The sequence below is a fragment of the Mycobacterium sp. MFM001 genome, assembly GCF_003402475.1.
In the GTDB taxonomy this organism is placed as follows: domain Bacteria; phylum Actinomycetota; class Actinomycetes; order Mycobacteriales; family Mycobacteriaceae; genus Mycobacterium.
The window spans coordinates 191522-214735 of sequence record NZ_BFAB01000003.1; the positions used below are offsets into that span (position 1 = coordinate 191522).

The 23214-nt window shown below is 67.2% G+C and carries 10 protein-coding genes; 6 read left to right on the forward strand and 4 right to left on the reverse strand.

The genetic code is table 11. The annotated features are described in order from the left end of the window. The first annotated feature begins 4 nt into the window (after positions 1-4). Entirely contained in the window at positions 5-1363 is a 1359-nt protein-coding gene (locus tag MFM001_RS07215) for a SagB family peptide dehydrogenase (protein WP_192886874.1), read from the forward strand. Here MFM001_RS07215 and MFM001_RS07220 read toward each other — a convergent pair whose 3' ends face one another. From MFM001_RS07220 to MFM001_RS07230, 3 genes are read right to left on the reverse strand one after another with little or no spacing between them, the layout of a single operon-like run. After that, positions 1364-4777 (reverse strand): non-ribosomal peptide synthetase, encoded by a 3414-nt coding sequence (locus tag MFM001_RS07220; protein WP_116374570.1) that lies wholly within the window; start codon positions 4775-4777, stop codon positions 1364-1366. Next, positions 4774-9300: a non-ribosomal peptide synthetase gene (locus MFM001_RS07225; protein ID WP_192886875.1), complete on the reverse strand. Its 4527-nt coding sequence runs from the start codon at positions 9298-9300 to the stop codon at positions 4774-4776. The genes MFM001_RS07220 and MFM001_RS07225 overlap by 4 nt, the downstream gene beginning before the upstream one ends. After that, on the reverse strand, positions 9282-14273 hold the full coding sequence (locus MFM001_RS07230; protein ID WP_116374572.1) for a non-ribosomal peptide synthetase: 4992 nt from the start codon (positions 14271-14273) through the stop codon (positions 9282-9284). Before MFM001_RS07230 ends, MFM001_RS07225 begins: the two co-directional genes overlap by 19 nt. A gap of 101 nt (positions 14274-14374) precedes the next feature. Between MFM001_RS07230 and MFM001_RS07235 the strand changes: the two genes are divergently transcribed. The 4 genes from MFM001_RS07235 to nbtC all read left to right on the forward strand — a co-directional run bounded on the left by MFM001_RS07235 (position 14375) and on the right by nbtC (position 20190). After that, complete coding sequence (locus tag MFM001_RS07235; RefSeq protein ID WP_238158988.1) at positions 14375-14980, forward strand: GNAT family N-acetyltransferase; 606 nt, start codon at positions 14375-14377, stop codon at positions 14978-14980. A gap of 71 nt (positions 14981-15051) precedes the next feature. Continuing rightward, positions 15052-15879, forward strand: a complete 828-nt coding sequence (locus MFM001_RS07240; RefSeq protein WP_116374732.1) for a thioesterase II family protein — start codon at positions 15052-15054, stop codon at positions 15877-15879. Continuing rightward, entirely contained in the window at positions 15876-17189 is a 1314-nt protein-coding gene (locus MFM001_RS07245; RefSeq protein ID WP_116374573.1) for a polyketide synthase, read from the forward strand. The genes MFM001_RS07240 and MFM001_RS07245 overlap by 4 nt, the downstream gene beginning before the upstream one ends. Further along, on the forward strand, positions 17176-20190 hold the full coding sequence (gene nbtC / locus MFM001_RS07250; protein WP_116374574.1) for a nocobactin polyketide synthase NbtC: 3015 nt from the start codon (positions 17176-17178) through the stop codon (positions 20188-20190). The genes MFM001_RS07245 and nbtC overlap by 14 nt, the downstream gene beginning before the upstream one ends. Before the next feature lie 16 nt (positions 20191-20206). Here the strand turns inward: nbtC and mbtG are convergent, their stop codons facing one another. Beyond that, positions 20207-21493 (reverse strand): NADPH-dependent L-lysine N(6)-monooxygenase MbtG, encoded by a 1287-nt coding sequence (gene mbtG / locus MFM001_RS07255; protein ID WP_116374575.1) that lies wholly within the window; start codon positions 21491-21493, stop codon positions 20207-20209. Positions 21494-21563: 70 nt separating this feature from the next. On the opposite strand from mbtG, the gene MFM001_RS07260 reads away from it, so the two are divergent. Beyond that, positions 21564-23213, forward strand: a complete 1650-nt coding sequence (locus MFM001_RS07260; protein WP_116374576.1) for an AMP-binding protein — start codon at positions 21564-21566, stop codon at positions 23211-23213. Position 23214: the final 1 nt, after the last annotated feature.

A 23214-nucleotide genomic window follows, 5' to 3' on the forward strand; every position in this document is an offset into this window, starting at 1 on the left:
CGGATTGTCCGCCGTCAGGTACCCCGATCAGACCACCTACGCGTTTCGGTCCGGCGTCACCTGCCTGACCACACCGGCGGGCGCCGTGCTGCTGAACCCTCCCCGCAGCGAGAAGCTGACCCGATTGAGCCCGGGCCAACTGCGCGCGCTCAAGACCCTCAACGTCGGGCCGGCGACGATCTCGGAACTATCGGAGGGCGGCGACGTCGGCGCATTGATAGAGCAGCTCACCACGGGCGGCTGGCTGACCGTCACGGTGCGCGACGGCGCACGCGCGCTGTACTCCATACTGCCGTTCGGCCGGCCCGCAGCGCGTCCAGAATCACTGCCGCCCGATACCACTCTGTCGAAATTCGCTGTCCTGCACCGGGATTCACAGGGATTCGTGCTCGAGCATCCGCTGGCGTGGTGTGATCTGCGGATCCATGAGCCGGCGCTGCTCCCGCTACTGGACGGACCTGTATCGGCCGAGCCGCCGGTGCCGGCTGACATTGCCGCACAGTTCGTCGACGACCTGCACTGGTGCGGCTTTCGGCGACCGCCCGGCGAGGAAGACCACAGCTTCGATTCGCTGGCCTGGAGCGCGCCGGACCTGTGGTTTCACCGCCGCAGCACACTCGGTGAACGCACCGTCACCTGGGAGCACTTCGGGCCGACCAAATGGGCCAAGGACCGATTCCCGCAGCCGCCGGCGCGCAGACCGGCTTACCCGGGCGAACCGATCGCCCTGTTCGTCCCCGACTTGACGGTCACACGAACGCAGGACCCGACCCTGACAGCTGTTCTCGAAGACCGTGTTTCGACAAGAGCCTTCGACGACGCCCACCCGATCACCGTCGAGCAACTCGGCGAGTTGCTGTACCGCACAGCGCGCACGCGGCGGACTGAGCCGGTCGGCCCCGGTGAGGAACTGCTGTCGCGGCCCTACCCGTCCGGCGGCGGTCTCTACGAACTCGAGCTGTACCCCGTGGTGCGGAATGTCGCCGGACTCGAGCCGGGCATGTACCACTACGACTCGTTCGACCACGCGCTGCGGCCAGTGGCCGGCGCGGAGTCGAAGGCGGTGTCCCGGCTTCTCAAGCCGGCTTCGGCGACGTTGACCGGTGGCGCCGAGCCGCAGGTGCTCGTCGCGATGGCCGCACGCAGCGGTCGCATCATGTGGACCTACGAGCAGATCGGCTACGCGGCGATTCTGAAAGATGTCGGCGTGCTGATGCAGACGATCTACTTGGCGGCAACCGCGATGGGACTCGGCGCGTGCGCCCAGGGATTCGGCGACACCGCCGCGTTCGTCGCGGCCACCGGAGTCGACGAGCGACAGGAATGCAACGTAGGCAGCATCATCGTCGGCTCCGTTGGCTGACTATTCCTGGGCGAGAACTTCTTCGTCGGTCAGCGCCGCAACCTCGAGGTAGGCACGCGCAATGACGGCAAGGCGATCCGGCGTACCACGCCCCGCCTCACGTTCGTTGAGTCGCTCGGCCAACGCTGCGACGGTTCGTGCGGCGAACAGGTCGACGACCACCGCATGGTCGATTTCCAGCCAGTAGCGCAGCCGGGCGATCACGGTGGTGGCCAGCACCGAATCGCCGCCCATCGCGAAGAAATCCTGATGCACGCCAACCGAATCCGCACCCAGCACCTCGGCGACAATCGCGGCGAGTGCGGCCTCCACGTCGTTTCTCGGCGCGCTGTCCTCGGTGGTATCCGGTTCGAGCCGCCTTGTGACTGCTTTGCGGTCCAGCTTTCCGTTGGGCGTCAACGGAATTCGGTCGAATGTCACGATGCGCTTGGGAACCATGTAGCTCGGCAGCAGCTCGGCCACCGCCCCGGCTACGTCATCCACCTCACCTGACACCGCAGCCACCAGTGTCGGAGCCGTGTCGCCGACCACCGCGGCGACGGCGTGACGCACTCCGGGCACGGTGCGCAGCGCACTCTCCACCTCGCCGAGTTCGACGCGGTAGCCGCGTATCTGGACCTGGTTGTCGGCCCGGCCCAAAAACTCGATGGTGCCATCGGGCCAGTATCGGGCCATGTCGCCGGTTTTGTACCAACGAACACCGTCATGCTCGACGAAGCGCTCCGCGGTTCGCTGTGGGTCGTTGCGGTATCCTGCTGCGACATTCGCGCCGCCGACCCACAGTTCGCCGGCCACCCAATCGGGGCAGTCGCGGCCCGACGGCGAGACAACCCGGCACCGCACATTTCGTAACGGGATGCCGAATGGCACCGTCGCCCAGTGTGCCGGCGGTTCGCCGACGACCTCGCAGATGGTGTGGTGAATCGACGTCTCGGTGGCACCACCCAGACCGGCGAACCGGCAGCCCGGCACTTGCCGGGCGAGTCTGCGCGCCAGCTCGGCGCCGACCCAGTCACCGCCGAGGGTGACGGCCCGCAACGAGTCGCCGAGCCGATCACCGCCGAGCTCCAAGATCATGTCGAGCATGCTCGGCACGCAGTTGAGGATCGAAACTCGGTGCCGCCGAAGCAGTTCGACCCACGTGGTGGCCGCGGCTCGCTGTTCGGAATCGACCGCAACCAGCGACCCGCCCACCGAGAACATGCCGAAGATGTCGTAGACGGATGCGTCGAACTCGAGGGCGGAGAGCGCGAGCACCCGGTCGGCGGCGCCGACGCCGAACCAGTCGTTGACGGCGTCGATGGTGTTCATCGCCCCGCTGTGCCGCACGTCGACTCCCTTGGGCAGCCCCGTCGAGCCGGAGGTGAAGATGACGTAGGCGATCTGGTCGGCGTCGGGGTAGACCGGCGCCGGCAGCGGTTCGGGGTGGCTGACCGCGGCGTCGATGGACAGGCTCGGAACCGAGTCCATCTGGACGCTCTCGGTGGTGATCGCCGCCACGATGTCAGCCGTTTGAAGTATCTTGGCGCGCCGCGCAATTGGCTGATCAAACCCGATCGGCACATACGTTGCCCCGGCGGCGAGCACCCCGAGCACGGCCAGTACTTGGTCGCGCCCCTTGGGGAGCTGGACGGCGACGGCGTCACCGCGACCCACACCTCGGGCATGCAGCGCCCCGGCAACCGCCAGCGCGCGCTCGGCAAGTTCGGCGTAACTCCATGCGCCCGCGTCATCGCCGAGTCCCCACATCACGGCCGGCGCGTCCGGCTTGGCGGCGGCATGGTCGAAGAACCCCTGGTGCAGGCAGCGGCCGCTGACCGGTCCGTCGGTCGCGTTGACCGCCGCACGCACCTTCGCCTGGGCGCTCGGCAACCGCACCGCCGCCTCGGCCTCCCACCCGGCATCGCCGTCGGCGAGGCGTTCGACGGCGTCGGTGAACCTGGCGAACATCGCGTCGATCAGTCCCGGTGGGAACGCCGCGTCCCGCACATCCCAGTTGAGCAGCAGTCCGCCTCGCAGCTCGGTGATTTGGGCGTCGAGCAGGACCTGGGGACCTTGCGACACGATCCACACCGGTTCGCCGAACGTGTCGACGACGGTGTCGGCGAACAACTCGCCGAGGTCGAGCGCGCTGGTGAACACGACCGGTGCCAGCACCGGTTCGCCGCGGTGTCTGCCGAGATCACGCAACACGTCCAGTCCGGAATAGGCGGCGTGGGCCGCACTTTCGTACATGCGGCGCTGAATGTCGCGGGCGCGGTCGGTGACCGACATGTTCTCGGTGACGTCGACCTCCAGCATGATCGACGAGGTGAAGTCGCCCACCACCCGATCAATGTCGGGGTGGATCGAGTCTCGGTGGAACAAGGGCACGTTCAGCAAGAACCTGCTCTGTGCGGACCAACCGCCGATGGTGTCGGCAAACAGCCCCGCCACAGCCATCGCCGGTGTGACGCCGCGGCGATGCGCGCCGGCCAGCAGCCGTTGCTTGGCGTCGGGCCCGAGCCAGTGCGCGTATCGGACGGTGCGATGCGACGTCGTGGCGACGGTGGGAAGTTCGGGCGCGCCGGGCATCTCGGCTATCCGCTGCTGCCACCACTGGCGGTCCTGCTCACGTGCGGCGCTGTCGCCGGTGCGCTCGGTGCGGTAGCGCCGGTAGGTATAGCCGGGTGCCGGCACGGTGGCGCCCCGGTACAACTCGGCCAGGTCGGAAACCAGCACCCGGTAACTCATCGCGTCGCCGGCCAGCATGTCGATGTCTAGATGCAGCCGGGTGCGGTCGCCGTCGCACACGGTCAGCGTGACGTCGATAACCTGTCCGTCTGCTATTGCCAGGCGCTGGTGGGTTTTGCGGTCGCGCAACTGTTCCAACGTGGCGTCAGGGCTTTGGCCGCGGAGGTCGACGACGCTGAATACCGGCCGGCCCGGCTTGGGCATCGTTTGCTGCGTCCCGTCGGGCAGGAAGCGGGTGCGAAGCATCGGGTGGGCGGCGACCAGGTCGGTTACCGCATGCTCCAACCGCGCGGGATCGACCGCACAGCCGTCGAATTCGACGTAGAGGTGGGCCGCGACCCCGCCGAGTTGTTGCTCATCGGAGCGACCGATCCAGTACGCGTGCTGCATGGTGGCCATCGGGAAGGGGGCGTCCTCGGGGGCGACGGGCTCGTCGGGAACCGGCTCTGCCGTGGTGGCCGTTCCGTCCACCAGGAGACCGTGCCACGACTCGACGGTCGGGTTGGCGGCGAGCTGGGCGAACGTGATGTCGGCCCCGCGTTTGCGCCACCCTCCCGCCAGTGCCATCATCCGAATCGAGTTGAGCCCCAGTTGGATGAGATCGTCGTGGTCGGCGACATCGGCGGCGGCGCACTCGAGTTGGGCCGCAACCGTTGCCCTGATCTCCTCCCTGCTGATCATGACGTGCGCTCCAGCCCGGCCGCCAGCGCCGCGATGCCGCGCCGCCAGAAACCTGCCAACACGTCGATGTCGGAGGCATCGAACAGGGCGTTGCTCCAGCGCAAATTGGTGATCAGTTGCGAGCCTTGCTCCGTGGTGCCCACCAGCGTGCTGATGTTCAGCGCGAAACGCAGCGGCAGGTCCGGTTCGGGGTCGATCGGCAGGGCGCCGATGTAGGGCTCGGTGAGCAACGACCACGGTTGGTCGCTGATGCCGCTGAGGTCCAACCGGCCCAGATAGCCGAACTGGATCTGCGGTTCGGCGGCGTCCTGCAATTCAGGGACGCGCTCGACGTAACGCAACAGCCCGTAATCCAGGCCGTCGTATGGGATCGCGCTCAGATGTGCTGTGACCGAATCGAAGAGCGTGAGGGCCACGCGGGGATCCTGTTCGGCTTGCTCGACGTCGACCGCCGACTCGCCCGCTCCGAGGCGCACCGGAAATGCCGTGGTGAACCAGCCGACGGTGTTGGTGGTGTCGGTGTCCAGGATCGCATCGGCTCGCCCGTGGCCTTCCAGCGCGAGAAGGGTGCCCGAAGCCGGATCCTGCCCCCGAACAGCGCGCCAGCTCGCCACCGCCATCGCGGTGACGGTGAGCAGGAATCCGCGCATGTTCTCGACTCGGGTGACAGACTCGGTGGTCTCGACAGGCGTGATCACCGGGGTGACGCGCAGGCTGGACCAGGTGTCGCGGGTGGGGTCCGGATGCCGTACACCCAATGCGGGATCGGGGTCGCGGACCTGCGCAGCCCAGTAGTCGCGTTGCGCGGCCGCCTCCGCCGTCGCCGCCCGCCGCCACATCAACTCCGACCACTGCCGGTAGGAAGTGAACTCCGGCAACGTCTTCGGCGCCGCACCGGACTGCACCGCGCGCCACGCCTCCGCGAGATTGCCCAGCATGATGTGCCAGGACACCACGTCGACCACCAAGTGGTGAGCGCTGATCAGCAGTACCGGTACGTGATCGGTACCGGATAGCCAGACCGCTCGCACCATGTCGCCGCGGCGCGGGTCGATGCCGTCGTTGGCCTGGCGTGCGTAACGCGTTATGGCGGTGGTCAGTTCGGCATCGGCCGACAGCTCTACACGGGTCAGGACGTCGGCGGCGCGAACCAAACCGGGTTCGCGGGTGACCAGCCTCGGTCCCTCCGGAGTGTCGTGCAGGACCGCGCGCAACGTGTCGTGGCCGTCGAGCAGCAATTGCAGCATCGACTGGATCGATGATTCGTCGATGCCGGCGGGCAGCCGCAGCAAGACGGTGTGGGTGAAGCGGCGGTAGTTGCCGTACTCGTAGAGCCAGGACACCATGGGCAGCGGCAGCACTTCGCCGTATTCGGCACTTTCCGCGGAGGCAGGTGCGTTGAGGCCTTCGTCGATGGCAGCCGCGAGCTGGCGAATTGTCGGGAAGGCGAACACCATTCGTGGGCTCACGGTCAGGCCGCGCCGCTGAGCCTTGTGCACCAACGAGATGGCCACGATGCTGTCCAGCCCGAGCGCAAAAAAGTCGTCGTCGATGTGTGGTGTCGCGCCGCCCAGCTGCTCTGCGAAAACGTCGCACAACAATCGTTCGGTCTCGGTGCTTGCCGACACCGCGCCGTCCGCGGTGCCGGCAAGCGCTTCCTCAGCCAGCCGAGCCAGGGCATGGCCGTCGAGCTTGCCGTTGGCGTTCACCGGTAACGCGGGCAGCGCGACGATCCGCGCCGGAACCATGTACAGCGGCAACAGCTCGGTGAGCCTGGCCCGCAACCGAACCGGATCACCTGCGGTGTTCTGCTGCCACACAACGAAACTCACTAATTGGGCGCCGCCGCCACGGCGCAGCACCGAAACCGCTGCGTCGTGCACCTCGGGCCGGCTACGCAGCGCAGCCTCGATCTCGCCGACTTCGACGCGGTAGCCGCGGATCTTGACCTGGGTGTCGGCGCGGCCCACATATGAGTAGCCGCCGTGCGGGAGCCGGCGGACCAGGTCACCGGTGCGATACATGCGTTGTCCCGGACGCAGCGGGTCGGCCACAAAGCGGCCGGCGGTCAACGCCGGCCGGCCGACGTAGCAGCGGGTCAGCTGCGCGCCCGACAAATACAGCTCGCCGACCACCCCGGTGGGGACCATCCGCAACGACGAATCCAGCACGTAGCCAACCGTTCCTGCGTTCGGCGTGCCGATCGTCGGCGCGGGATAGTCCGCGACCGAGGCCACCACCGCCTCGACCGTCATCTCGGTGGGCCCGTAGCAGTTGTAGACCTCGGTCGGTGACAGCGCGCGCAGTTGCTCCCACAGCGCGGTGTCGATCGCTTCGCCTCCCAGCGCAAGCACGGACAGCGGGCAGTCCAGCAGTCCGGCGGCACGGAGTTGGACGAACATCGACGGCGTGGTGTCGATCATGTCGATCCGCTGCGCGGCCATTCCGGACACCAGCCGGTCCGCGTCGCGCATCTCGTCGGCGTCGAACAGGTGCAGGGCGTGGCCGTCGAGCAGGCCGACCATGGGCTGCCAGGAGGCGTCGAAGCTGAACGACCAGGCGTGCGCGATCCGCAGGGCGCGGCCGAGCCGCACCCGGGCCGGCCGGTAGACCCGCTCGCGGTGATCGGCGAAATAGCCCAGTAGCGCTGCGTTGGTGCCGACAACCCCTTTGGGCTCGCCGGTGGAACCGGAGGTGAAGATGACGTATGCGCTGTGCTCGGGGTGGCGGCAAACGGGGGGTGCGACGGCCGGATGCTGGGAAAGACGGTCGGCCACAGCGTGATCGTCGAGAAGTAGCGACGACAATCCGGCCGGCAGCAGGTTGCGGCAACCGGCTACGGAAATCGCCATCACCGGGTTGGCCTGGGCCACAATGGATTCGATGCGCGCCTCGGGAAGTGTGATGTCGACCGGCAGGTAGGCGCCGCCGGCGGCGAGCACCGCCAGGATGGCGACGATGTATCGCGGCGAGCGTGGCAGCGCCAGCGCGACCACCGTTTCGGGCCCCACGCCGTGAGCGGCGAGCTCCCCCGCCAGCCGGCATGCTTGTCTGTGCAGTTCGGTATAGGTATACCGCTCACCGCTGGCGGCGCTCAGCGCGTCTGCTTCCGGGGTGGCGCGCACTTGCCGCTCGAACATCTCCCACACCGAGGCGTGCTCCACCGCGGGCGTCGGCTGCGCCGCGATGGCACGCTCGGCCCCGATGAGAATGTCGAGCCCGTCGGGAGTGCCGTCGCCGGCATCGGGTAGTTGACGCAGCACGGCAAGTAGTCGTTCACCGAGTTCCGCGGCCGGAAGGTGCGGCAGCGCTTCACGAATCGCCTCGACGACCACTACCAGCGCGTCGTCGCTCAGGTGTGAGACGACGGTGAGCGGATAGTGCGTCAGGCTTTCCATCTCCACCGGAGTGAAGCGGGCGCCGTCGGGTTGGGTCACCGTTTTGATGGCGTCCTCAATGGGGGCGTTCTCGAACACGAACATGCTGTCGAACAAGTTGCCCTGGCCGTGCGCGCGCTGCAGTTCCGATAGGCCGAAATAGCCGATGTCGCGCATCGTCGACAACTCGCGCTGCAACCGAACGCATTGGCCAACCACCGATTCGGTGCCGCTGAGTTGGTGCACGACCGGCACGGCGTTGATGAACAATCCGACCATGCTTTCGACACCGGGCAAGTTCTCGGGACGGCCGGAAACGATGGTGCCGAACACGACGTCGCGGCGGTCGGTGATCCTGCCGAGCACGACGGCCCAGGCGAACAGGACTGCGGTGCCCAGCGTGATCCCCGAACTGCTTGCCCATTGCCGCAGCCGCGCCGTGTCGGCGGCGGGCAGCAGCAGTGAAACCTTGTCCGGGACAAACTGTCCGGCAACGATGCTCGTGTCGGCCACCATCAAGGGCCCGGACACGCGCTGCAGATACTCTCGCCACTTACCGAATGCCGCCGCCTTGTCCTGCCCGGCGAGCCAGACGATGTAGTCGCGATAGGGACGCGCCGGGGGCAGCGCCTCCGGTGATCCGCCGGCCCGGTACACGGCCAGCATTTCGCTGAAGAACACCGCCAGCGCCCAGCCGTCCACCACGATGTGGTGCGCGGTGAAAATCATCCGCCGCCTGGTCTCGCCCGGCACGGTGAGCAGTAGGACGCGCAATGCGGGGCCGCGGCTCAAGTCGAACCGGCGACGGCGCTCCGAGCGTGCGATGGAGTCGAATTCCGTTGGCATGGCAACGCGTTCGAACCACGGCAACTCGGCTGCGGCGGGCACGATCTGCACCGGTTTTTCTACCCCGCGATCCCAGAAGGCGGCCCGCAGGTTCGGATGGCGGTCCAGCATGGTCTGCGCGCTGCGGCGCAGCAATTCCACGTCGACCGGCCCGTCGATGTCGACCACGAACTGCATGCTGTACAGGTCGACGCTGTCCTCGGCCAGCCGGTATAGCGCGAACAGCCCTTCCTGCAGCGGCGTGAGCGCCAGCACGTCCTCAATCTGCGGCGGGGCGCTGGTCACGACTGTTCTTGCCATGCCGCGGTGAGCTCGGCCAACGCATCGGTGCTCAGTCCGGATGCGCTCATCGGCGTGTACTCCTGCCCGGACGTCGCATCATCCTGAGGCGCTGCCGCATTGACCGCCGCGGCCAGCTCCCCGATTGTCATGTGCTCGAACACCATTGCCGGTGTCAGGGCCAGACCCTGCGCGGCCGCCTGCGCCGACCATTTGATGGAAATGATGCTGTCGCCCCCGAGCGCGAAGAAGTTGTCGTCGGGTTCGACTCCGGTGATGTCGAGCAACTCCTCGAGCAGGGAGATCAGCAGCCGCTCAGTTTCCGCGGAGCCGCGCCCAGCCGCTTGGGAGGGAGCCGCGCCGACCGGTTCTGGCGGGGCAAGCACTTTCGCCAAGTCGGCGGATGCCAGCAGCTCCACGGTCGAGACCGGACAGTCTGGGGTCGTCGCAAACGCATTGAGCGCGGCTTTCAGGGCATCGGCAATGAGCCGCACGGTCTGCGGTTCGTAGAGATCGGCATTGGCGACGACTCGCACGTCGAGTTCTCCGTGCGGCGTCACGTGCATACTCACGTCGAGATCCAGGAGCGAGACGTCGAAATCCATCGGAAGTGCCACGACGGTGGTCTGCCCCGTCGCGGTCAGATCCCGGGGTGTCGTTACCCAGTCCTGAGCGCGGAAATGGATCGTGTTCTGGTACAGCGGGTTACGGAATCGCGAGCGCGCCGGTTTGACGGCTTCGACAAGGCGCTCGATGGGGACTTCCTGGTGTGCGAACGCGTCGAGCACCATGTCGCGGCTGCGCCCTACCATGGCCCGCAGACTCGGGTTGCCGGACAAATCGTTGCGCAGCACAACAATGTTGGCGAAGAGCCCGACGAGGTTGGTGGTGGCCGGTTCGACGCGGGACGCGACCGGGCTGCCCAGCGCAATGTCCGTGCCGCCACCGAGCTTGTGCACCAATACCGCAACGGCCGCCTGGTACACCATGAACTCGGTGGCGCCGTTTTGCTCGGCGAGGCGTGCCAGCGCCGACCGCTGGGCCGCGGAGATCGTGAACGTCACTACTTCCCCGCGCTTCCCGATGACCGGTTGGCGTTCGTGGTCGGGCACTATCGAGGTCTCGTCGGGCAGGCCGGCCAGTGCCTCGCGCCAGTAGTCGATCTCGTGCTGGCCCCACCCGCTGGGCGCATTAAAGGCGTTGCGCTGCCACAGCGCGTAGTCCACGAACTGGGTGGGCAATGTGCTCCACTGCGGCGGCTGCCCTGCCAGCCGGGCCCGGTAGGCGGTGACGAGGTCGTCGTAGATGATCCCGAGCGAGGCGTGGTCGCTGACGATGTGGTGGACGATCACCAGCAGTACATGCGTATCCGGGTCGACCGCCAGGACGGTGGCCCGGATCAATGGCCCGGATTCGGGGGTCAGCACTTCGCGACGCAGCTCGGCGATCACCTCGTCGACCTGAGCCGCGCCGACGTGCCGGACGGGTAGTTCCAGCTCCAATCTCGGGTGCACGAATTGATAGGGAACCCCTTCGTGCTCAGCGAGATTGGTGCGCAACGCCTCGTGACGGGCGACGAGGTCGTTCAGCGCCTCGGCCAGTGCAGTGGTGTCCAGCGGACCACTGAACCGCAGCGCCAGCGGCAGGTTGAAGGCATCGCGGGCGCCTTCCATCCGGTACTGGAACCAGGCCGCGAGCTGCGAGTAGGACAACGGGATCCGATCGGGACGCGGGGCCGCGACGAGTTCCGGGCGTGATGTCTCGGCGGCGTCTTCGAATGTCTCGCCGACGTCCAGATCGTCGAGATCGATGTCGAATTCGGCACGAAACTGGTCGACGAGCCGGGCCGCCAACCCGGCCGGTGTCGGAGTGTCGAACACGGCACGAACAGCGAGTTCGATCCCGAACTCGGCGCGGACCTGCGCGACCAGTCGTGCGGCGAGCAGTGAGTGGCCGCCCAATTCGAAAAACGAGTCCTCGGCGCTGACTCGCTCGCAGCCGAACAGCCGGGCGAAGATCGCGCAGATCCGGCGCTCGGTCGCCGTGGCCGGCTCGCGGTAGGCGCGTGCCGCGACCGGCGTCGGTGGGGGCAGCGCGCGCTTGTCCAACTTTCCGCTGACGGTCAGCGGGATCTCGGGGATCATCGCAAATGCACTGGGCAGCATGTAATCCGGCAGCAGCGCCGCGGCATGGTCGCGTAACTCGTCGAGGTTCAGCGGCACCCGCGGCACCACGTAGGCGGCCAGCATCGGCCCCGCCTCGGTGTCGGTGGCGAGGACCAGACACTGTTGCACCCCTGGATGCGACGTGATCGCGGATTCGACCTCGCCCGGTTCGATGCGAAAACCACGAACTTTGACCTGTTCGTCGGCCCGGCCGACAAACTCCAACTCCCCCGCCATGTTCCGGCGGACCAGATCGCCGGTGCGATACAGCCGCATCCCGGGATTGAACGGGTCGGCGACGAACCGTTCGGCGGTCAGACCCGGGCGCCCGAGGTACCCGCGCGCCAATTGCGCACCGCCAAGGTAGAGTTCGCCGACCACTTCCGCGGGCACCGGCTGCAACTCCTGGTCGAGTACGTAGGTGTACACGTTGCGGTTCGGCACGCCGATCGGCACCACAGCTGTCCCGTACGACCGCTGCACCAGCTTGTGCGTCGAGCACACCACTGCCTCGGTCGGGCCGTAGTGGTTGCGCAACTGCGCGTCGAAGTAGGTGGCGAACTTGTCCGCGACCTGTCCCGGCAGCGCTTCTCCGCCCACCGGCACGTGGCGCAGCTGTCGCCACTGCTTGACCTCCGGCAGAGCCAGCAGCGTGCTGAGCAGCGACGGCACCATGTGCACCACCGTGATGCCATGGCGGTCAATGAGATCCGCGATGTAGCCGATGTCGCCGAACGCCTCGGGCCTCGGAACCACCAGCCGGGCGCCGATCGACAACGTCATGAAGATGTCGGGCAGCGACGCGTCGAAGCTCACCGACGACGACTGCAACATCCGGTCTTCGGCGGTCATGCTCCACTCGGCGATGAACCCGTCCACGTGTTCGGCGATCGCTCGATGGGCGACGGCCACGCCCTTGGGCCGTCCGGTCGAGCCCGACGTGTAGATGACGTAGGCCAGGTTGTCCGGGTGTAGCGGTCGCACACGCTCGGCGTCGGTGATCGTGGCGTCCGCCAAGTGGGCAGCGGCCGTTTCGGCGGCGTCGAGTTGCTGCCTCCCGATGACCATGCGCGGACGGCTGTCCGTTATCAGGTAATCGATGCGGTCCTGCGGGTAGGCCGGATCGATGGGCAGATACGCCGCGCCGGCCTTTTGCACGGCAAGCACCGCGACGATGAACTCGATCGACGTGGCCAAGCGCAGGCCGATAACGTCTTCTGCGCCGATCCCTTTTCCGATCAGCCAGCGCGCCAAGCGATTCGCGCGGCGATGCAGTTCGGCATAGGTCAGCTCTGCGTCGTCGGAAACCAACGCGACCGCGTCCGGCGTGGCCGCCGCAACCGATTCGAGCATGGCGACCAGCGTGGTGGCCGGCGTGTCGACGAGTTGGCCGTGGGACTGCGCGAGGACGGCGGCGCGCTCGCCGGCGCCGAGCATGTCCAGGCTGGTGATCCGGTGCTCCGGCTCACGCAGCGCGTTGTCGAGCAGCTGGAGGTAATGGGTCAGCATCTGGTCGACGAGTTCTGAAGGCAACGCGTCGACTTGATACTCGATCTCGGCGAGCGCTCCTTCGGGCTCGAGCACGATTGCTATCGCGAGCGGAACCTGTGCCGTGACCGCGCCGAGCTCGAGTTGCCGAATGACGATGCCGTCCAACGAGAATCCGCTGACGCTCTTGCGCATGCTGAAGCCCAGCCGGACCAGCTGCTCCATGCCGTCGCGCCCGGACGTCCGCTCTGGATGCGCCTCGTTCACCACCCGATCGATGCCGACGCACTGGTGGGCGAAGCCCCCCAGGCAGGTTTCGCGGACCGTGTCGACGAACGAGCCGAACGAATCGTGCGGTCCCGCAGCGAGTCGCAGCAACAGCGTGTTACCGAAATAGCCGATAGCGTTCTGCGCGGCGGCTCGCCGCTCGGTGACCGGGACTGCGACCACAAGGTCTGTGGCACCGGTGTAGCGACGGATCAGCACCCCGAACGCCGCCAGCAGCACCGTGAACGGTGACGTGGCGTGCTCGCGGGCAAAGGTTTCGACGCGGCCGAACAGATCGGCAGGCACTGCGCGAGTCCGGCGTTCGGCCCGCCGCGACGGATTTGCAGCCGCGGGGCCTGGCAACTCCACTACTTCAGGCAACGGCTGCAACGAGTTTCGCCAGTATTCGAGGTCGGCCGCGGTGGGTTCTGCCGGCGGCTCGAGCACTTCGACAGCGACGTACTGCGGTGCCTGGCCGACCGACGGCTGCCCGTTGTACGCGGCGCTCAGCTCGCCGAAGAAGAGATCCCAGCAGTCGTCGTCCCAGCAGATGTGGTGCACGACAAGGAGCAGCACGGACTCGTCGGCGCCCGTGCGCACCATGCTCACCCGCAGCGGCAACTCGTCGGCAAGATCAAACGGCCTGCCGAACTCGCCGGACGCCAGCGCCTCGAGTCGCCGATCGGCGTCGGACAGACCGGTCAAATCGTGTGTGTGCCACGGTATCTGGATATCGTCGCGGAATTCCTGATACGGCTCACCCTCGCCGTCGACGCGATAGGTGGTGCGCAAAATCGCGTGCCGCGCAACGACTTCGCTCACCGCGCTGCGAAGTCGGGCCTCGTCCAGCGGACCGGTCAATCGGTAGGCGACACAGATGTTCAGCGTGGAGTCCGACGCGTCCATGGTTTGCAGAAACCACATCCGGCGCTGGCCGCTCGACAACCGATAGCGCTCGCCCGGGTGGATCGCCGGCAGCTCGCCCGACTGGCCTGCCGTCACGCCGCTTTGGGCGATGCGCCTGCGCAGTAGTTCCCTGCGGCGGTCCTGCACGGTCTGGGCGTTGTCCGTCATTGGCTGGTCTCACTTAATCCGGTTTGCACGAGTCGCGTCAGCCACCAAAGCATCGCCTTAGCATAGGCTATGCTAACCATGCCGAGGCGCGAGGAGAGCCAGTGACCTACGTGGACCAATCCGGCGCGGAGGGCGCGGTGGTGGCCTCGCTGGACCTGCAGCACCGCCGTCTGGTGTTAGACCATGACACGATTTCAGGAGAGTTCTCGCTGCGCCGGCTGGACCCCGACGGCGACCTCGACCTGATGCACTCCTGGATGAACGATCCGGAGGTGGCCCGGTTCTGGCGCAAGCCCTGGCCCCGCGACCGAATCGGCTCGTATCTGCGCGACCAGGACCGCAGCACCCACTCCGTCCCGGTCCTCGGTGAACTCGACGGAGTGCCGATCAGCTACTGGGAGCTCTACCGCGCCGACCTCGACCCGCTGGCCCAGTACTACCCGGCTCGAGCCCATGACGTGGGCTTTCACATGCTGCTCGGCCCGGCGCGATACCGCGGCCGGGGGCTGGCCGCACGACTGATGGATGCGATCTCCACCTGGCTGCTCGATGCCGATCCGAGCGCCACCCGGGTGGTCACCGAGCCCGACATCACCAACGAAAGAGTGGTCCGGATGCTCGAGCGCGCCGGGTTCTACCGCCTCGCGGTCGTCGATCTGCCGGACAAGCGGGCGGCCCTGATGGTCCGCGATCGGGAGCAGCCCTAACCGCTGGCAGCTTATGTTAGCCTTCGCTAAGTTTTGGGGCCGCGGAGTCAGGCGATCGAGAGGTGGTGCCCATGCCGCGCACACTGGGTTGGATCAGGCAGTTCCACAAACCCGATTCGCCCGCGCGGCCTGTCCTGCTGGTCTTTCCTCACGCCGGTTCCGGCGCATCGGCCTACCGCGACTTCTCCAAAGTCCTCAGTAGCACGTTCTCCGTCCTGGTCTTTCAATACCCGGGCCGCCAGGACCGGGCCGGCGAAGCCCCACTGCTGTCCCTGCCGGCGATAGCGGCCGCGGCGTTCGAGGAGTTCAGCCGCTCGGAGCACAACCGCGGCGTCCCGATCGTCACCTTCGGTCACAGCATGGGCGCGCTGATCGCGTTCGAGTTCGTGCGGCTCGCCGAGGGCAGCGGAATCGACGTGCGCCAACTCAACGTCTCCGCGGCGGTGGCGCCCTGCCACGTCGCGGCCAAACCACCACATCCCACCGACGACGAGGCGATCCTCAACCACCTCGCGACCCTCGAGGGCACCGAGACCGACGTGTTCGCCAACCGCGAGCTGATGAGGCTGGCGCTGCCGGTCATCAAGGCTGACTACCAAGCGTTCGACGCCTACGACTGCGCGCCAGATGTCAAGGTAGCGGCGCCGATTCAGGCGATGGGCGGCGATCAAGATCCTTACGTCACGCTGGGCGACCTCTACGGGTGGGGCAAGCACACCGACACCGTGTCGGTGACGGTGTTCGACGGCGGGCACTTCTACCTCACCGATCACATCGACGCGGTGGCGAAGTTGTTGGCGGCATCCGCCGACTGTGCGGTTTCATCCGCAACACGCCGTGACGAGCGTACAAATCCGCACACTCGCGAAGGCCTCCACGTGTCGAGTGAGACCGCGTGAACCTTGACGACCCGGTCGTCATTGCCGGGATGGCGGTCGAGGCGCCCGGCGGAATCGACACTCCCGCCGCGCTGTGGTCGGCCCTCGCCGAAGCGCGGGAGCTGATCACCCCGTTCCCGCGCGATCGCGGCTGGCCGCTCGACGACCTGCTGTCGGTCTCCCGGCTCGACGGCTGGGGCCGGGTGTGCGACGCCGGGGGATTCCTCGACGGCGCAGCGATGTTCGACCCGTCGTTGTTCGGCATCACCTACCGCGAGGCCCTGGTGATGCACCCCCAACAGCGGGTCGCGATGCGGGTGGCGTGGAAGGCGCTGGAGAATTCCGGGATCAACCCCGCCACACTCGACGGCGAAGAGGGTGGCTGTTTCATCGGGATGTCGCCGATGGAGTACGGCCCGCGCGCGGCCACCGCCGACGCCTACAGCGGCCATCGGATCGCCAGCCTGGGGCAACTGGGTGCGGCCGGCCGAATCTCGCACAGCCTCGGACTGACCGGCCCGTCGATGTGCGTCGACTCGGCCTGCGCGTCGTCATTGACGGCGCTGCACCTGGCCGCCACCGCGGTGCGGACCGGCGAATGCGACTGGGCGCTCGCCGGTGGGGTGTGCGTAATGGGTTCTCCGGGCGCATTTTTCGAGTTCGCTCGGCTCAATGCGCTTTCCGAGGACGGTCATTGCCGCGCATACGCCGACGACGCCAGCGGGACCGTCTGGGGTGAAGGGGCGGGAGTGGTTCTCGTCGAAAGAGAATCGCGGGCACGGCAACTGGGACACCCCGTCTACGGACGCATCCTGGCCATCCGCACCAACCACAACGGCAAGGGCAAGCCCATCCTGGTTCCGCGGGTGCGCGCCCAAGAACAGCTCATTCGCAAGACGCTCGACGCGGCGGAGATCGACCCGGCCGATGTGGGCATGGTCGAAGGTCATGGCACCGCAACCCTTGCCGGCGACCCGGTGGAACTGCTCGCGCTGTTCAAGACTTACGGCGCAGCGGGATCCACCGCGCTGCTGGGCTCGATCAAGTCGAACGCCGGACACGCGCAAGCGGCATCCGGCATCCTCGGGCTGATCAAACTGTTGCTTGCAGGACAGCACGGCTCCATTCCGCCAACCCTGTTCTCGGACAACCCGACCACGAAGCTGGACTGGGATCTCGTCGGCATGCGGCTGGCCACCAAGCTGCACCGCTGGGAACCCAAAGACGGCATCCGATACGGTGCCGCATCGTCGTTCGGCGCCGGCGGCGCCAACGCGCACGCAATCATCGCCATGCCCGCCGGCGAGAGTGAGCCCAATGACGATTCGTAGCTACCGGCTGCCCGACGGCACCGTTCCCATCCTGCTGTCCGCGCCGACGCCCGACCTGCTCCGCGACGAGGCCGCTGCCTTGCTCGGCTACGCGGCGGCTCACCCCGAGACAGCGCCGGAAGCGATCGCCGACATGCTGTTTCGCACCCGGACCGCCCGCGCACACCGGGCGCTGGCCATGGTCACCGACCGCGACGAGTTGCTCGATGCGTGTAGGGCGATTGCCGATGGCCACGGCCACGGTTCGGTGGTGTGCAATGACACTCCCGCCACAGCGCGCAACCTGGCCTTCGTCTTTCCCGGCCAGGGCAGCCAGCGCCCCGGAATGGGACGAATGTTCTACGAATCGGTCCCCGCGTATCGCGCCGAGGTCGATCGCTGCGTCGCGGCCTTCCAGAGCATCAGCGGCGAATCACCGCTGGATTACCTTTTGGCAGAAGACTTCCCGGCCGAAGACACCGCCAGGACCGTCCAGCCCGCCTTGTTCGCCCAAATGGCCGGCCTGGCCGCGACGTGGCGCTCATTCGGTGTCGAACCGAACATCACCGTCGGGCACAGCCAGGGCGAGATCGCCGCGGCTTACGTGTCCGGCGCCATCACCCTGGCCGACGCCGTGCACCTTGTCGAAATCCGGTCCCATGCCGCCGACGAGTTCATCACCGGTGACTACGCGATGGCCGTTCTGGCCGCCGACCGCGACACCTGCGAAAGCGAACTCGCACGCAGCACAGGTTGGGCAGAGCTGTCGGTGGTCAATTCACCTGGAATGACCGGGATCTCGGGTGAGCGAGACGCGGTGCAGCGCATCGTCGAGACACTCACCGAGGGGGGTATCTTCGCGCGAGTCATCCGGGTTCGCTACCCCGCGCACACCAGCATGATCAACGCGCTCGCCGAGAAGGTCCGCGCCGCCGCGCAGCGCGAACTGCAGAACCCGGCTTTCCTCGACACAGAGACGCCCTGCGTGGGCGCCACCCTCGGCACTCCGATTACCACCGACTTTCCGCTCGACCACTATTGGTTCTGGAACCTGCGCAACACCGTCCGATTCGACAAGGCCATCGCGGCAGCATTGCCCCTCGGCGCCGACACCTTCGTCGAATTGGCCGAACATCCGACGCTGCAGTTGGCGATCGAGGAAAACCTCGCCGCCGCGGCCGGTGACCGCACGACGATGGTGATCGGCACGTCGAACCGAAATGCCGCCGACCTCGGCGGTTTCACTCGCAATCTTGCGCTGCTGGCAGTCCATGACCTGGATTACCGCTGGGACAGCCTGTGCACCGAGTCGGCCGGTCCGACCCCGTTGCCGCTGGCCGATTTTCCCAATACCCGCATGAACGAAGTGCTGCTCTGGCTGCCCTATGACGGCGGCTCACCGGAGCGGCAGCCCAGTGTCTTGGCGACTGCAGAACATCCCCAACCGCAACTGTTGGCCGAGCACTGGGTTCGACTGGCGCAGCGCTCGCTGATACCTCCCCGCACCATTGGCATCGTCGATCACACGGGGTCGTGCTCCGAGCTGGCCGCCGCGCTCTGCGCAGCGGCGGGAGACCTCGGCGCCACCGCGCGCGTCATCGACCTCCAAAGCTCCAGTGAGACAGCAGAACTCGATACGTACGTCATCCTCGTGCCGCAATCGCCGGAGTTGGACGACTACGCCGCTGCGGCCGAGGTCGCCTCGTTCTTCGGGAGCCGCGCTTGGTGGCCGGAAATCGCCGGCACCATCACTGACTGCTGGCTGGTGACAGTCGGAGGCGAGAAGGTGGTCGCCAACGATCCACCTCCCGATCTGGTGCACGCGGCGGCCAGCGCCGGCTTCCGCAGTATCGGCGCCGAATTTCCGCGGGTAGCATTCCGGCACCTCGATCTGCCGTCCGGGTCGACTTCCGCGACCGCGATCCTCGCGGCGCTGCACACCAAGGAGGAATCGGAGCTCGCGCTGCGCGACGGCGGTCTGTACGCCAAGCGGGTCACGCACGGCATTGCCGGCGACGCTCCCGAGCCGAGTCCTCCCGAGCATGTGGTGATCACCGGCGGGACCGGAAACCTGGGGCTGGAATTCTGCGAACACTTCGCTCGCCGCGGCGCACGCCGCATCACCCTGGTGAGCCGATCGGGCGAAACCGCGGCAGTCGCCGATCGGCTGCGGCAGATCCGTTCGGTCACCACGACGCGAATCGACACACCCCGGTGCGATGTCGGCGACCAGGCAGCGGTGTCACGTCTGGCCGAGAATCACGGCGACGTGCCAGCGGATCTGATCATCCATGCTGCGCTGGCGTATTCGGATGTCGACTGGGCGGACGTCACCGCCGAGACGGTCGAGAATACGTTGCGCGCCAAAGTGATCGGCGTCTGGCAGCTGCTGCGCACATTTCCGCGGACCGACACCTGCCGCGTCATGCTGTGTTCCTCGGCGGCGGCAACGATCTGCGGTCGGGGCCAGATCGTCTACGCCGCGGCCAATCGAATGCTCGACGCGATGGCGCACCGGTTGCGGTCCGAGGGTCTCGATTGCGTTTCGGTGCAGTGGGGTCAGTGGACGGTCCACAGTTTGGATGCTGCCGGCATGGCGAAGGTGACCGCCACCGGTCTGCTGCCGATGCGTCCGGCCGACGCGCTGGCAGTGGGTATGTCTCCGTTGCGGGACAACGCGATTGTCGCCGCGTTCGATCTGGATCGCGCACAGCCGGTGCTGGCGGCCTACGGGTACGGCCCGCTGATCTCCGAACTCGTTTCGCCCGCCGCGGCCACCCCGGTCACCGTCGGGGGTGGCGATCTCAAGCAGCGGCTGGCCAGCCTGCTGGCCGGAGCCATCGGTGTCGACGGCGTCGACGCGATCGACGCGGATGTGCCTATGGTTGCAATCGGCCTGGATTCGTTGCAGGCGCTGGAGTTTCGCCGCCGCGTCAAGAGCGAGTTCAACTACGACCTGGAGGTGTCGGATCTCCTCGGCGGAGCGTCGATCGCGGACGTGCTGGTCCGGATCGGCGGCTAGTGCACGCGCCGAACAATTAAACGGATTGGTACTCGGCGCTTCTCCGCATCGACGGCTCCGTCGTACCGATTTCGGCACCGAGGACCCGGTCGGACAGCAGCCCCAGGCAACTCAGGTTGGGGAAACCCGGACCCTCGTTGAGGCCGGACAGGTTGGGCAGCACCAATTTCGGAGTGGCGCCCCGGACAGCCAGGTCGGGGCCTATGGACTCCTCCAGCCGTTCGCCGGTCAGCGGTCCGCCCAGCCACAATTCCAGGCTGTCGACGGCATCCTGACTCAACAGCGGCACAAACCAGAGCGGGTCGGCGCCGGACCCGTCGATTACCAGGTCGAAACCGTGCACGGTCTCGATCCGTTCACCACCGCGGTCGTTGTGCAACGTGATCCAGATCCGGTTGTCGCGGTCGACCGCGTGAACGACGCGCCCGCGCAGATGCTTGATTCGCTCGTCGGCAAGCAGCGACTCCTGAACACGCGAGGAGAAAACTCCGCGGTCGGTGCGGGCGATGCACTCGCGCCGTTCCGCCAGGGTGAGGCTGCGCCAGTTCGCGGGATCGGAAAACAGCGAGTTCTCGAAGTAGCCCTCGCCGCGGGTGAACAACGTCGCCTGCGGCGAGATGGCCGTGATCGCCGAAACCCGGTGGTGGGAAAGCTCGTTGAGCATGGACGCCGCGGTCTCGCCACCGCCGATCACCGCGACGTTCTCGGCGGTGATCCGGTCCTTGCACGCGGTACGCTGCCAGAACTGCGCGATCGACAACATACGTGGATCACCGGAAAGAATGGACCGCTCCGGCTGGCCCGGGCCGGTGATCATCAAAGTGTCGGCGGGCAGGCGCGAATCGTGCGTATGCAGCATCCACCGTGACCCGTCGATCGAGATCTTCTCCAATTCGCCGTAAATGACGTTCAAGCCGGCCACATCGGCGACCCAGCGCAAATACTGCGCCCAGGTGTTGTGCGTCGGCGCCGGCCGGCCCCGGTCGACCCAACCGACGAATTGGTCAGTCGCGACCAGATACGACTGCCAGCTCCACTGCATCATCCGTTCGTTGAGCTCGGCGTCGCGACCGGGAACCAGCGTCGAGCGGTACGGGAAGCCGACGTCTTTCTCGGGACTGGTGCCGAGCCGCTGCAGACCGTCCGTCCAGCCGCCACCGGCACGCCAGTTGGCCGCCACGCCCGACCGCTCGATCGCCACGATGTCGACCGTCTCGACGCCCATCTGGCGCAGCGCGGCCGCCTTTGCGGCGACGGCCACCGCTTTCGCGCCGGCCCCGACGATCGCGAGTGTCCCGCTCATCTGAGAGCACCACCCACAATCGCACCCCGCTGATTAGCCCAGGCTTCCCTAACTTTCTGTACGCTACACGATGTCCCAGGACCAGAACACAGTTGCCCGGAGGAGTTGCGGAGTGCCTGTCGCCCTTCCATTGGACGGATTCGTTCCGTTCCCGCCGGATCGGGCGGCCCACTACCGCGCCGCCGGATATTGGACCGGCCAGACCGTCGATTCGCTGTTGCGCCGGGCCGCGACGACCTGGCCGGACCGCGTCGCCGTCGCCGATCCCGACAGCAGCCACACGTTCGCCGAGCTGGACAAACGCGTCGACGCCGCCGCCGGCGGGTTTGCCGCGATCGGCATCGCGCCCGGCGACCGGGTGCTGCTCGACCTGCCCAACTCGTGCCAGTTCGCCGTCGCGGTCTTCGGCCTGCTGCGCGCCGGGGCGATCCCGGTGATGTGTCTGCCGGGGCATCGCTTCACCGAGCTCAGCCACTTCGCCCAGGTGAGCGAGGCCGTCGGTTTGATCATCGCCGACACCGCGGGCGGATTCGACTACCGCGCGATGGCCGAACAGCTGGTCGCGACGCATCCGGCGCTGCGTCACGTCGTCGTCGACGGAGAGCCCGGACCGTTCACGTCGTTCGCCCAACTGCCCGAAAGTGATCCACCTGAGATCGTCTGCGACACAACACGTCCCGCGTTGCTCTTGGTGTCCGGCGGCACCACCGGGTTGCCCAAACTCATCCCCCGCACCCACGACGACTACGTCTACAACGCCACCGCAAGCGCCGAGCTGTGCCGGCTGACAAGCGATGACGTGTACTTGGTGGCGCTGCCTGCCGCGCACAACTTTCCGCTGGCCTGCCCCGGCCTGCTCGGCGCGATCAGCGTCGGCGCCACCACGCTCTTCGCCACCGATCCCAGCCCCGAGTCCGCGTTCGCCACCATCGCCCGCCACGGCGTCACGGTCACCGCGTTGGTGCCGGCGCTGGCCAAGCTGTGGGCGCAAGCGTGCGAGTGGGAGCCGGTCACGCCGACGTCGTTGCGGCTGCTGCAGGTCGGCGGCTCCAAACTCGCCGCCGAGGACGCGCGCCACATCCGCACCACCCTGACGCCGGGACTGCAGCAGGTGTTCGGGATGGCCGAGGGGCTGCTCAACTACACCCGCCTCGACGACCCGGCCGAGCTCGTCGAGAACACCCAGGGCCGGCCGCTGTGCGAGGCGGACGAGTTGCGGGTCGTGGACGACGCGGGCGCCGACGTACCGGAGGGCGAGCTGCTGGTGCGCGGCCCCTACACGTTGAACGGCTACTTTCGCGACGACGCGGCCAACGATCGGTCATTCACGCCCGATGGCTTCTACCGCACCGGCGACCGGGTGCGTCGCCGCGCCGACGGTTATCTCGAGGTCACCGGGCGCGTCAAAGATGTCATCCACCGCGGCGGTGAGACGGTCGCGGCCGCCGATCTCGAGGAGCACCTGCTCGCCCACCCGGCGATCCGGGCAGCGGCGGCAGTTCCGCTGCCCGATGAATATTTGGGCGAAAAGATCTGTGCCGCCGTCGTTTTCACTGGCGAGTCGGTGACACTGGCGGAACTGAACCGCTACCTGGACGACTGCGGAGTGGCAACGCACACCCGGCCCGACGCGCTGGTGGCGATGACGACCTTGCCCACCACAGCGATCGGCAAGGTCGACAAGAAGGCAATCGCCCGGCAGCTGACGTCTTCTCGCTGAC